The 12,625-nt window shown below is 39.4% G+C and carries 11 protein-coding genes; 8 read left to right on the plus strand and 3 right to left on the minus strand.

What is annotated here, in order from left to right:
- Nucleotides 1-56 precede the first annotated feature (56 nt).
- On the minus strand, nt 57-1,364 hold the full coding sequence (locus tag A4G13_RS00735) for a nucleobase:cation symporter-2 family protein (RefSeq protein ID WP_090654299.1): 1,308 nt from the start codon (nt 1,362-1,364) through the stop codon (nt 57-59).
- A 296-nt stretch (nt 1,365-1,660) separates the two neighbouring features.
- Between A4G13_RS00735 and A4G13_RS00740 the strand changes: the two genes are divergently transcribed.
- Together A4G13_RS00740 and rarD are read left to right on the plus strand one after the other, a co-directional pair.
- Complete coding sequence (locus tag A4G13_RS00740) at nt 1,661-2,440, plus strand: MmcQ/YjbR family DNA-binding protein (protein WP_041639566.1); 780 nt, start codon at nt 1,661-1,663, stop codon at nt 2,438-2,440.
- 69 nt (nt 2,441-2,509) lie between these two features.
- Nucleotides 2,510-3,400 (plus strand): EamA family transporter RarD, encoded by an 891-nt coding sequence (gene rarD / locus A4G13_RS00745; protein WP_090654300.1) that lies wholly within the window; start codon nt 2,510-2,512, stop codon nt 3,398-3,400.
- 32 nt (nt 3,401-3,432) lie between these two features.
- On the opposite strand, the gene A4G13_RS00750 is transcribed toward rarD, so the two are convergent.
- A complete protein-coding gene (locus A4G13_RS00750) occupies nt 3,433-4,230 on the minus strand; it encodes a DeoR/GlpR family DNA-binding transcription regulator (protein ID WP_090654302.1) in 798 nt (265 codons plus the stop codon).
- Between the two features lie 142 nt (nt 4,231-4,372).
- On the minus strand, nt 4,373-5,266 hold the full coding sequence (locus A4G13_RS00755; protein ID WP_090654303.1) for a sugar kinase: 894 nt from the start codon (nt 5,264-5,266) through the stop codon (nt 4,373-4,375).
- A gap of 157 nt (nt 5,267-5,423) precedes the next feature.
- Here A4G13_RS00755 and yihU point away from each other — a divergent pair, with 157 nt between their 5' ends.
- The 6 genes from yihU to A4G13_RS00785 all read left to right on the plus strand — a co-directional run bounded on the left by yihU (nt 5,424) and on the right by A4G13_RS00785 (nt 12,548).
- Nucleotides 5,424-6,323, plus strand: coding sequence for a sulfolactaldehyde 3-reductase (gene yihU, locus A4G13_RS00760; protein ID WP_090654305.1), 900 nt, complete (start codon nt 5,424-5,426; stop codon nt 6,321-6,323).
- Nucleotides 6,324-6,333: 10 nt separating this feature from the next.
- Nucleotides 6,334-7,203, plus strand: a complete 870-nt coding sequence (locus tag A4G13_RS00765; RefSeq protein WP_090654307.1) for an aldolase — start codon at nt 6,334-6,336, stop codon at nt 7,201-7,203.
- A gap of 68 nt (nt 7,204-7,271) precedes the next feature.
- Complete coding sequence (locus A4G13_RS00770; protein WP_090654309.1) at nt 7,272-9,287, plus strand: alpha-glucosidase; 2,016 nt, start codon at nt 7,272-7,274, stop codon at nt 9,285-9,287.
- A gap of 137 nt (nt 9,288-9,424) precedes the next feature.
- Entirely contained in the window at nt 9,425-10,669 is a 1,245-nt protein-coding gene (locus tag A4G13_RS00775; RefSeq protein WP_090654311.1) for an AGE family epimerase/isomerase, read from the plus strand.
- A gap of 60 nt (nt 10,670-10,729) precedes the next feature.
- The gene (locus A4G13_RS00780) at nt 10,730-11,785 is read left to right on the plus strand and encodes an aldose epimerase family protein (RefSeq protein ID WP_090654313.1); all 1,056 of its coding nucleotides are present in this window, start codon (nt 10,730-10,732) and stop codon (nt 11,783-11,785) included.
- 22 nt (nt 11,786-11,807) lie between these two features.
- The gene (locus tag A4G13_RS00785; RefSeq protein WP_090654315.1) at nt 11,808-12,548 is read left to right on the plus strand and encodes a sulfite exporter TauE/SafE family protein; all 741 of its coding nucleotides are present in this window, start codon (nt 11,808-11,810) and stop codon (nt 12,546-12,548) included.
- Nucleotides 12,549-12,625 lie beyond the last annotated feature (77 nt).

Consider the following 12,625-nt stretch of genomic DNA (forward strand, 5'->3'; position numbering starts at 1 on the left):
AATTGTTTTTTCAGACGGCTTCCGATGAAACGGTCTGTCGCCTGAAAACTGAAATACTAGTGGTTTTCCGGTATTTTATCTTCAGGCAGGATTAAGTTCAGAATCAGCGCCAATAGCGAACCTACGGTAATCCCCGAACCTAACACTTCTTTGAAAAAGTGCGGTAATTTATCAAGCAATTCCGGACGGGTTGTCACCGCTAAGCCGCATCCGATGGAAATGGCGATAATCAGCCCGTTGCGTTTACTTCGTGGGATATTATCTAACATCTGAATCCCCGCCGCGATAATCATTGCAAACATCATCAACCCGGCGCCGCCTAAAACAGGTAAAGGAATAGACACGATTAACGCCCCGAATACCGGGAATAAACCGGCTAACGCCAGTAGTACGCCGGTTAATGCAACCACATGGCGGCTTGCCACACCGGTTAACGAGATTACACCGATATTTTGTGAAAACGAGGAGAACGGAGTAGTGGACATAATCGCCGCCAATGCGGAGCCTAAACCGTCGCAAAGCACGCCGCCGCGTAAATGTTTGCCGGTGATTTCCGTTTGCGTAGCGTTACCGAGGGCTAAGAAATTACCGCTTGATTCGACAATAGTCACCAAATAAGCGATAGACATACCGATAATACCTGAAATCGGGAAGGCTAATCCGAAGTGCAGCGGTTGCGGTACGGCAAAAGTTTGCGCGTTATTCACGCCGTCAAAACTCACCCACCCTAAACAAAGCGCGACCACATAACCGGTCATCATACCGATGACGATCGCCGCCGCAGAGAAAATACCTTTTCCCCATTGCACAAGGGCAACCACAATCACTAAAACAAATGTCGCCATGAGCAGGTTTTCCGGTGTTGCATAATTTTCATCACCGACCTGACCGCCGGCAAACCAGTCAACGGCGACCGGAATTAAACTCAAACCGATCATCATTACCACAGTACCGGTTACGACAGGCGGGAAAAGTTTACGAATATAGGGCATAAAGAAACTGCCGATAATCATCACCAGAGAACCCACCAGAGAGGCGCCCATAATGCCGGCAACGCCGTATTCGCTAAAACCGATGGCTAAAGCGGCGGCAACAAAGGTAAAACTTGTTCCCATCACGCTTGGTAAACGAATTCCGATAGGTCCGATACCGCGACATTGAATAATTGTCACCACACCGGAAATTAACAACGCGGCGTTAACCAGCGTAATGGTATCTTCCGTCGGCAATTTTAATACGTTACCGATTACCAAAGGCACCGCTATAATACCGCCGAGCGCCGCCAGTAAATGTTGCGCCGCAAGTAACAGACTCAAACCGAAGGGCGGTTTGTCTTCCACCGAATAAAGTAAATTATTGTTCATAGTTAAATCTCATAGAAAAAAGTAGGCGAATTATACTTGAAAATTTTCTTTAAGCAAACGTTTGCGTTTATTTCGTACGTTAGTTAAATTTGAGATTAAAAGTGCGGTCGGATTTGAGCGAATTTTTGTTATAGCGCAGTCTGTCCGATTTTATATATGGGGATTTGGTTTTGTTTTCGGAATGTACAAGTAGGACAAAGATGATGCGGATTGGGTAGCACCGACAAAATATGTTAAGGAAGATTAGTTTTAGGTGTAGTATAAAAAGGCAGATCAATAAAATCGGGAAAAATAACATGGCAAAACAAGATTTAAAACGACATATTTTTGATTATGTGCTTACCCAATACGGTTCGGAAGCGGAATATTTGTGGAAAAGTTATCCTGATTTTGCGGTATTTCGTCATCAGGATAATCGCAAATGGTATGCCATTGTTATGAATGTGGAGAAAGAAAAGTTAGGGCTTGCCGGTAGCGGAAAAATAAATGTGATGAATGTGAAGTGCAGCCCTGAAATGCTGAGTCTGTTTTTAGCGCAAGAGGGTTTTTTACCTGCTTACCACATGAATAAATCGCATTGGCTAACCATTCGTTTAGACGGTTCAGTGGATAAAGAAACCGTTTGTTTTTTACTGAACGGCAGTTTTGATTTGACGGCGACCAAACAAGTGAAAAAGAAATTGGGTATTATGCGCTATTCAGAGTGGATTGTACCTGCCAACCCCAAATATTATGATGTAGAGAATGAGCTGCATGAGGGCAAGGAAATTTTTTGGAAGCAAAGTAATAATGTGGACGTGGACGATATCGTTTATATTTATGTGACAGAACCTACGGCGGCAATTCGTTATAAATGTTTAGTGCTGGAAGTAAATATTCCGTACAAATACCGGCATGAGGAATTACAAATTAAGCGGGTGATGAAAATTCGTTGTTTAAAAGAATATGACAGAAAGTTGTTCACCAGAGATAAAATGGCGCAATTCGGCGTTTCGGCCGTGAGAGGTCCGCGCCATATGCCTTATAGTTTAAAGCGGGAAATTGATAATTTGACAAATGATGAGGTAAGCGTTTAAAAGTGCGGTAGAAATTTTCGGAATTTTATTTTGACTTCTTTTTATTTCGACTTCTAAGGAACAATGTTTATGTCGATTTCGGCAAAATTAAAAGGTTGGCACTATGCTTTTGCCTGTTATGCAATTTGGGGAACATTCCCGATTTATTGGTATCCGTTAAATAGTTCCGCTATGCCTGCGGATCAAATTTTAGCGCAGCGGATTGTATGGTCGGTAGTATTTGCCGTTTTTCTGTTAATTATTTTTAAGCAGGGCAGAGCGGTTTTGAGAGCCTTTACCAAACCTAAAATTCTGGCGATCTTTTTTCTTTCTTCTTTTTTAATTGCGCTTAACTGGTTAGTTTATCTGTGGGCGATTACCAATCATCATGTGCTTGATGCGAGCCTTGGTTATTTTATCAATCCGTTATTTAATGTTTTTTTAGGGCGGTTGGTTTTTAAAGAACGATTAAATAAGCCTCAGCTTCTGGCGCTATGCTTTGCTACCGCCGGTATTCTTTGGCTGGCAATTCCGGCAGGACAGATTCCTTGGGTGGCGTTATTATTAGCCGGTAGTTTCGGATTTTATGCCTTAATCCGTAAATTAGCGCCGATGGAGGCTTTAGCCGGGTTAGCTTTAGAGACTTTATTACTTTCGCCTTTTGCATTAGCTTATTTATTCTTTTGTTATACCCAAAACACGCTGGTTTTTTCCGAATTAAATTCATTGCAATTGGGCGTATTATTAGGCTCCGGAGCAGCAACTACCATTCCATTGCTTTGGTTTGCTATGGGGGCAAGACAAATCTCGATGTCATTACTCGGTATGTTGCAATATATTTCGCCGACTCTCCAGTTTCTTTGCGGATCTCTGCTTTTCGGTGAGGCGCTATCTATTACCCGATTGATCGGATATAGTTTGGTTTGGATTGGCGTTGCGATATTTTTGTTGGCGATGAGAAAGAAAATGCAAAATAAATAGGGGCGCTAATAGCGCCCGTTGTTATCTAATGACTATACAATATCGGTTTTCTCGCCTTTTGCGATATGCAGCTTAACTTTATGCTGTTTGATCATATTTACAATAGAGACCGGCGGGAGATCATCGGTAAATATATCGGAAACATCTTTTAGGTTTAAAAGCTCTACGGCGGCAGAGGTGAAGAATTTAGATCTATCAAGCGCCACGATGACTTTCTTGGAATTTGCTTTCATAGCCTTAACCATTGATACTTCATTGATATCAAAATCCAATAAGGTTCCGTCTTCCGCGATGGCGCCGACGCTGGTAATTAAATAATCAGCTCTGAAATGACTGATAAAAGTAAGTGCGTCAGGGCTGACAATGCCGCTGTTGTGAGATCGAACAATACCGCCTACGGTAATCACTTCCAGGTTTTTGTTTTGATAAAGCGAATTAGCGACTCTTAGACTATTTGTAATAATCCTGATGTTATTTTTATTTTCCAATGCTTTTGCAATATATTCAACCGTGGTGCCGATTGTGATGAAAATTGTTGAACCGTCAGGAATATAGTCGGCGATAGCCTGTGCGATAAGTTTTTTTTCTTCAATGTGAGTGGTTTCTCGTATGGAAAAATCCGTATTAATAAGACTTGGGATTTTCCCTGCTCCACCATGATGACGAGAAACTAACCCCTGTTGGCTGAGCGCTCTGATGTCGCGCCGGATAGTTTGAGTTGTGACGCCTAATTGGCTTGCTAATTCTTCGTTACTTATATATCCGTTGGAGATAACTAATGCAATTAATTTATCATGTCTAGGATTTCCAGTTAAGCCAGTATAATTCATAGATTGTTGCCTTAGTGAGTTTGGATATTTTTAGAAATTACGGATGTTTTTTATATAACTTAATGTGATCGCTTAATTTTAGTATTATACGGGTCAAATCTCCGTAAGCCTTATTATAACAGAAGTATTCTCAATCAATAGCCTATTGTTCCGTTAAAAATAACTTAACTTGCTGTAGATTAGGAATACCTTGTCGGCCACCGGACATTGTACATTTTAATGCCGCCACTGCGGTGGCAAATTCAACAGTTTGCTGCAAAGTATATTTATGTGCTAAAGCATAGGCAAATGCACCATGGAATACATCACCGGCTCCTGTCGTATCGACAACTTTCACTTTAAACGCATCGTAATGTTTTTCCTTATTATCTTCAAGCCAAAAGCAACCTTTGCTTCCTTTGGTTACATAAACATGCCCTTTGCAGAGTTGTTTAGCAATATTGAGCGCTTGGCTGGTTTCGGTTGAATTAGTGAGTTTTGTTAAGCCCGGTTCGGAAAAAACGGCATGATCGACTAAAGAGACTAATTTTGATATATCTTGCGGTGTGATATCCGCATCAAGGATGGTCGGTATATTTAATTGTTTGGCTTTTTTTAGACAGTATTCCGTTCCTTCATGCCATCTTACATCACACAATATTGCATCATACTGAGAAAAATCAATATGTTCCAGCCATTGGGTTTCCGTAAGTAAATCAGGGCTAGGGTAGTTTATAATTAAACGTTCGCCTTGGTTATCAACCAAAATCGCAGATTGAGATGAACGGGCGTTATCGTATATTCTTATAAAATCCGTATTGACTCCATAAGATTTTAATTCGGCAATAATTGTAGCACCCGTCGCATCATCGCCAACCCGCCCGATAAAATCGACATTGGCGCCGAGTTTAGCTATGGCGACTGCAGCAGTTGCCGCCGGTCCTCCGCCGACTTCTTTGTAATCTTTAGCGACAAATTTCCCTCCGGTTGTCGGAATGCTATCTACGTAATAAATTTTATCTTGAACGGCAATTCCGACACAGGCTATTTTTTTCATATAGGCTCCCTTTCTGTTCTGTTAGAAATTATTTTAAATATTACTCTATTTAAATTTTCAAAAAAGTGATCTGTGTCACTTTACTTACTTTATTTTTATAAATATTATATAAAAAGAAAATAAATGAACATTAATGAACTTTTAGTAAGGAGCTATTATGGCAAATATTGCATTTATAGGGCTGGGTCAAATGGGGGCTCCTATGGCCACAAATTTATTAACAAAAGGACATCGGTTAAAGGTATATGATATTAACTCTTCGGCAGTAGACAAGTTGGTGGAAAAAGGTGCGTCAGCTGCCAAGAATCCTGCTGACGCGGCAAAGGATGCGGATTTTGTTATCACGATGCTGCCAAATGGAAAGTTGGTTGAAAATGTCCTTTTTGATGCCGATACCGGCGTTGTAAATTCAATCGGTACTAATGCTTTAATTATTGATATGTCAACGATTCATCCTTTTGAAAGCGATCAAATTCGAACTCGATTACAGTCATTAAATATTGAATTTATGGATGCCCCTGTAGGCCGTACTTCTGATAACGCTATTGCAGGAACCTTGCTTATTTTAGCCGGCGGCACAAGCCAACAGGTAGAAAAAGCCCATGATATTTTACTTTGTATGGGATCCGAAATAGTGAATACCGGTGGTCCGGGTAAAGGAATTAGAGTGAAATTAATTAACAATTTTATGAGTATTTCTTTAAATGCATTATCGGCGGAAGCGGCGACTTTATGCGAAGCACTTGAATTGCCTTTTGATGTCGCAATGCAAGTAATGCAGGGAACACCGGCAAGCAAGGGACATTTTACCACAACCTGGCCAAATAAAGTTTTGAAAGGTGATTTGTCGCCAGCATTTATGATTGATTTAGCACACAAAGATCTTGGTATTGCGTTGGATGTTGCAAATCAGTTACACGTTCCGCTTTCAATGGGGTCGGCATCAAGAGAAATCTATAGCCAGGCCAGAGCTATGGGAAGAGGAAAACAAGATTGGACAGCAATTCTGGAACATATTCGTTTTTGTTCGGGAATGAAAAATAATTCACTTTCGTAGGAGATTTATAATGGAAAAATATACCGTTAAAGATATTGCCAGAGCTTCGGGCGGTTTCTCAATGTTGGCCGTGGATCAACGTGAAGCGATGCGATTAATGTTTGCTGCGGCGGGTATGCCCCATGCGGATAAAGACATTACAGAGTTTAAAGTCAATGCTGCCAAAATTCTTTCCCCTTATGCCTCGGCCGTGCTTGTAGATAATCAATTTTGCTATAAACAAATTGTTGAACAACAGGCAATCTCGCCTAAATCTTCGATGATTGTTGCCGCAGATCAGTTTATTCCCGGCAACGGTATTCCGGTAGATAACGTATGTATCGATAAAGCAATCAATCCTTTTGAGGCCAGAAAAAACGGAGCAAAAGCATTAAAGCTACTAGTGTTATGGCGTCAGGATGAGGATGCCGAACAACGTAAAGCGATGGTCAAAGAATTTAATGAAATCTGTCATTCTGCCGGCCTAGTCAGTATTATCGAGCCCGTTGTTCGCCCGCCAAGAATCGGTGATAAATTTGATCGGGAGCAGGTGATTATTGATGCGGCAAAAGAGCTGGGTGATTCCGGTGCGGATTTATATAAGGGTGAAATGCCTTTATTTGGTAAAGGTGATTCCAAAGCATTATTGGATGCGGCAAAACGTCTTAATGATCAAATCAATATGCCGTGGGTAATTTTATCTTCCGGGGTTGAAGCTAATTTATTTTGTCGCGCTGTCCGTATTGCAATGCAAGCCGGCGCTTCGGGATTCTTAGCCGGTCGGGCGGTATGGTCCTCCGTTATCGGCTTGCCTGATACAAATCTAATGTTACAAGATATTTCAGTTCCTAGATTGCAACATTTAGGCGATATTGTTGATGAATTAATGGCATCAAGATAATGGTTTAATTAAGAAATAGCTATTTATTTTTTTATAGCTATTTCTTACTAAGTTTGGGAGATGAATATATGGAACTTCGCCAACTTGATAATGGGTTTGAACTTATTCAGAATGAACTTGTTGTTTTAGTTCACAGCTATGATAATCCCGCATTTTTTGTCGGTATCGGTAATGAGAAAATAGAAATTTACCGAGGTAATTTTTCTATTGAGGATGCCGTTCAGGAACGTATCCCTCTAAGACATAGCCGTATTGAAGATGATGCCGTTTATTTGTCTTATGATCATAATACTCCGGTATTGCTTTGCCTTCATTTTGAGAAATTGACGGAACGGGATGCTAAGTTAACTATAGATTCTCAACATTCTCAGTTAAACCGTTTTTGGGTGAGAGTGAATGCAAAAGAAAATGACAAAGTGTGGGGTTGCGGCGAACAAATGTCATATTTTAATCTTCGTGGCAGACATTTCCCTTTATGGACGTCAGAACCGGGTGTAGGACGTGATAAAACCACTGAGATTACATTTTTATCAGACAAATATAATAAAGCCGGCGGAGATTATTACCATACTAATTATCCTCAACCCACATTTATTTCTTCGCAACATTACGCTTGTCATGTCAATAGCACGGCTTATTCCGATTTTGACTTCCGCCATTCTAACTATCATGAACTTCATACCTGGGAAATTCCGGAATCCATTGAGTTTTATACGGATACAACGTTCTTAAATATTGTTGAAAAATTAAGCTTGCGTTTTGGCCGTCAGCCTAAATTACCGGAATGGATTTATAACGGTGTCATTCTCGGCTTAAAGGGCGGGGAAGAAAATTCTTTTTCGCGTATGGAAAATGCGGTGAATAGAGGTGTTAAAGTCGCCGGCTTATGGAGTGAAGACTGGGCCGGAATCAGACAGACTTCATTTGGCAAACGTTTGTTTTGGGATTGGAAATGGAGCACTAAGAGATACCCTAATTTAGACAGAAAAATCCGGGAGTTGAAACAGAAAAACATACGTTTTCTTGCTTACATTAGCCCGTATTTATGCGAAGACGGCGAGCTATATCCGATCGCTAAAGAGCTGGGGTTATTTGCATTGAATAAAAAAGGTGAAGTCGCTTTAGTCGATTTTGGCGAATTTAATTGCGGGGTATTGGATTTTACTAATGAAAAAACCCGATCTTGGGTGAAATCGGAAATTATTCAAAAGAATATGTTGGATCTCGGTATTTCAGGCTGGATGGCGGATTTTGGTGAATATTTGCCGACAGAAGACTTATATTTACATAATGGCGTGGATGCGAAATTAATGCACAATGCCTGGCCGTCATTATGGGCGAGTGTGAATGCCGAAGCCGTTGCGGAACGAGGCTTAACGGGTGAAATAATGTTCTTTATGCGTTCGGGCTTTAGTGGCTCTCAAAAATATTGTCCGATGTTATGGGCTGGCGATCAATGCGTTGATTTTTCCCGTCATGACGGTTTAAACACAGTGATTTGCGGCGCGTTATCTTCCGGATTGTTGGGTAATGCATATCATCATAGCGATATTGGCGGATATACGAGTTTGTTTGGTAACAGACGTACTAAAGAAGTGTTTGAACGTTGGGTTGATATGGCTGCATTTACCCCAATGATGAGAACGCACGAAGGTAATCGTCCTGATGAAAATTTTCAATTTGATCAAGATGTTAACACAATTGAACATTTGGCTAGAATGACAAGGATTTATTGTCATTTAACTCCTTATTTAAAATCTCTTGTGGATGAAGCCGGTATGAAAGGCTATCCTGTGCAACGCCCGTTATTTGTCCATTTTGAACATGATTTCAATACCTATGATATTCAGGATCAATATATGTATGGCAATGATTTACTTGTTGCACCGGTACATAAAAAAGACGTAACCGAATGGACAGTTTATTTACCGGCTGGGGAAACTTGGGTGCATCTTTGGAACGCACAAGAAATTCAAGGCGGACAATCTATCACGGTACCCGCACCAATTGGAAAAACGCCGGTTTTTTACCGCAGAAACAGCCAATGGAGAGGATTATTTGAAGAGATAAAAAATATTTCCTGAGTATCTGTTTGTTAAATAGAATGAAAAATAAAATTTGAATTACGTCACATTTGTTGATTTTTTATGTTGTTTTGGTTTTTCATTTTTGTAATTATTTGTTTGTTTGTGATTTATTATTGAATATACGAGGTGATAAAATGAAATGGATTAATACGCTTGCACATAATCGCTGGTTAGAAACAGAAACGGACCGAATTTTTGAATTCGGTCGAAAATCTGTTGTGCCGACCGGGTTCGGATGGATTGGAAACAACGGTAATATTAGAACGGAAATGGGAACTCAGTTATGGATTACCGCCAGAATGTTGCATGTTTATTCTCTGGCCGCATTGATGGGACGTCCCGGTGCTTATAAATTAGTCGAACATGGCATTACATCTTTATTAGACGGCAAGTTGCGAGATAAAACTTACGGCGGCTGGTATGCCAATGTAAATGATGCAGAAGTTATTGATTCCTCAAAACAAGGTTACCAACATTTCTTTGTTTTACTTGGTGCGGCGAGTGCTATGACAACCGGCCACCCAAGAGCAAAAGAGTTATTAGAAGAGGCAATTTCAGTTATTGAAAAATACTTCTGGAGCGAACAAGAACAAATGTGTCTTGAGTCTTGGAATGAGATATTTAGTAAAACGGAAGAATACCGCGGGGGGAATGCAAATATGCATGCGGTTGAGGCGTTTTTGATTGTTTATGATGTGACTAAAGATAAAAAATGGCTTAACCGTGCGGTCAGAATTGCTTCCGTTATTATTCATGACGTTGCACGAAATAATCATTATCGTGTAAACGAACATTTTGATCCGAATTGGAATCCGATTCTTGATTATAACAAAGATAATCCGGCAAGCCATTTCAGAGCCTATGGCGGAACACCGGGACATTGGGTTGAATGGGGTAGATTGATGTTGCACCTCAGAGCAACATTGCAATCCATCGGTGAAGATGTGCCGGAATGGTTATTAGAAGATGCTAAAAATTTATTTTCTGCCGGTGTTAGAGATGCGTGGTCGGTCGATGGTGCGCAAGGGTTTGTTTATACGGTGGATTGGGAAGGAAAACCGGTGGTCCGAGAACGTATTAGATGGGTTATCGTGGAAGCTATGGGAACAGCCTATGCGCTATACACGGCAACCGGTGATGCCGTATATGAAAAATATTATCAAGAATTTTGGGATTATTGCCGTGAATATTTAATGGATTATGAAACAGGTTCCTGGTGGCAGGAATTAGATGTTAATAATAAAGCTTCCAGCAAAGTATGGGATGGCAAACAGGATATTTATCATTTAATGCACTGTCTATTAATCCCAAGATTACCTCTTACTCCGGGGCTTGCACCGGCGCTTGCCCAAGGATTATTAGATAAAAATGCTAAATAACAGGCAAATAAGGGTTCTTTAAATTAAAGAACCCTTTTTATAAAAGGGTGGGAGATTATTATGCAAGTAAATCTAGATATTTTTGGTCAAGTAAATAATCAACAGGTTGATTTAATTACCATACAAAATAGCCGTCAAACCAGTATTCAGATCACTAATTACGGATGTATCGTTACATCAATAAAAACGGAAGATAGAAATCACCATATTGATGATATTGTGCTTGGTTATGAATCTTTAGATAAATATGTTCAAGGGCATCCTTTTTTTGGTGCTATTGCCGGAAGATTTGCAAATCGAATTAACAACGGTAGATTTTCCATTGATGGTAAATTGTATCAATTAGAATGTAATGAAGTTACAACGAATCAACATTTGCATGGCGGAAACAAGGGATTCGATAAATATGTCTGGGCATATGATATTGAAGAAAACACAGACAAAATTATGGTACATTTTCATAGAGTGTCTGTAGATAATGAATCCGGATATCCGGGTAACCTTTTTGTTACGCATTCAATTGGTTTAGATGAAAATAACCAGATTTATTATGACTTTAGGGCAATAACGGATAAACCGACTATCGTTAATTTAGCCAATCACAGTTACTACAATCTATCCGGCTATAACCATTCTTCAATTGTTGATCACGAATTAAAAGTGTTTAGTGATTTTTATACGCCGGTCAATGGTAAATTAATTCCGACCGGTGAAATTCTTTCCGTATCCGGTACGCATTTAGATTTTAGAGAATTTGCCAAAATCGGCGATAATATGAGAAAACATCCCACAGGCGAAATTGATCATAATTTTATTTTAAAAGGTGAGATGTTTAATAAAGATTATAAGTTTGCCGCTGAATTGTATGATCCTAATAGCGGACGTTGCATGACGGTAATAACCACACAACCCGCATTACAAATTTATAATGGGTCCAAATTATCGAATAAATGTTGGATTGGACGGAATGGATTTAGATATGAATCTTTTCAAGGTATATGTTTTGAGACACAGCACTATCCTGATAGCCCTAATTTTGTTCATTTCCCATCTTGTTTGTTAAAACCGAACCATGTTTATGAACAAAAAAACATTCATAAATTAGCGGTTCGGTAACAAAAATTAACGGGATTTCATTATGTTAGATTTTTATATTATTACTATTGCGCTGATAATCGGGCTTGGTAGTTTTACTCAAGGGCTAACCGGATTTGGTTTGGCATTAATATCCGTTCCTTTATTGTCATTAGTTATTGATGTTAAACAGGCCATTCCCGTTGCAGGGATATTTGGCTGGCTAGTCACTTTTCCCATTGTTTTTAAAATGAGAGAACATATTCAATGGAAGATTGGTTTAATTTTATTTGTCGGTTCTTTGCCCGGCTCATATTTAGGCGCGAGCTTATTAAAACAACTTCCTTCAAGCGTTATTTTAAGTGCGATGGGAATTGTGTTGATTTTAGCGAGTATATATTCGTTGATATCTAAGGCTACTTTATTTAAATATCCTTCAAAAATTATTAGTTTAATCGTCGGTTTTTTTTCCGGTGCTCTCGGTGCTACAGTCGGCGAACCCGGTCCTCCGGTAATCGCTTACACCTCAATGCTTCCTTGGACAAATGATCAAACAAAATCTACATTGGTTTTTTTCTTTATGTTGCAAATGATAGGTGCAATACTTGGATTTTGGTCAAAAGGATTGTTAACTAATGAGGTGTTTCTTCATGTTGTTCATTCCATTCCGCTATTTATTGTCGGATTAATTATCGGGTTGAAAGCATATCATCTACTCAATAAATATAATTTTAATTACCATAAAATTATCTATTCATTATTAATTATTATTGGTTTTGTCTTGCTAATTAAAGGCATAAAATAATTTATCGTAATAAAAAAACAACACAATAACTAAATATTGTGTTGTTTTTTGTTTTATTTCGAATTAAAAAAAACATT

It is taken from the genome of Basfia succiniciproducens (genome assembly GCF_011455875.1).
Classification (GTDB): domain Bacteria; phylum Pseudomonadota; class Gammaproteobacteria; order Enterobacterales; family Pasteurellaceae; genus Basfia; species Basfia succiniciproducens.

Bases quoted from the DNA above. Each gene is read 5' to 3' on its own strand.
- A4G13_RS00785 (WP_090654315.1), top strand. From the start codon at position 11,808: ATGTTAGATTTTTATATTATTACTATTGCGCTGATAATCGGGCTTGGT.
- A4G13_RS00765 (WP_090654307.1), top strand. From the start codon at position 6,334: ATGGAAAAATATACCGTTAAAGATATTGCCAGAGCTTCGGGCGGTTTC.
- A4G13_RS00735 (WP_090654299.1), bottom strand. From the start codon at position 1,364: ATGAACAATAATTTACTTTATTCGGTGGAAGACAAACCGCCCTTCGGT.
- A4G13_RS00775 (WP_090654311.1), top strand. From the start codon at position 9,425: ATGAAATGGATTAATACGCTTGCACATAATCGCTGGTTAGAAACAGAA.
- A4G13_RS00755 (WP_090654303.1), bottom strand. From the start codon at position 5,266: ATGAAAAAAATAGCCTGTGTCGGAATTGCCGTTCAAGATAAAATTTAT.
- A4G13_RS00770 (WP_090654309.1), top strand. From the start codon at position 7,272: ATGGAACTTCGCCAACTTGATAATGGGTTTGAACTTATTCAGAATGAA.
- A4G13_RS00740 (WP_041639566.1), top strand. From the start codon at position 1,661: ATGGCAAAACAAGATTTAAAACGACATATTTTTGATTATGTGCTTACC.
- yihU (WP_090654305.1), top strand. From the start codon at position 5,424: ATGGCAAATATTGCATTTATAGGGCTGGGTCAAATGGGGGCTCCTATG.
- A4G13_RS00780 (WP_090654313.1), top strand. From the start codon at position 10,730: ATGCAAGTAAATCTAGATATTTTTGGTCAAGTAAATAATCAACAGGTT.
- rarD (WP_090654300.1), top strand. From the start codon at position 2,510: ATGTCGATTTCGGCAAAATTAAAAGGTTGGCACTATGCTTTTGCCTGT.
- A4G13_RS00750 (WP_090654302.1), bottom strand. From the start codon at position 4,230: ATGAATTATACTGGCTTAACTGGAAATCCTAGACATGATAAATTAATT.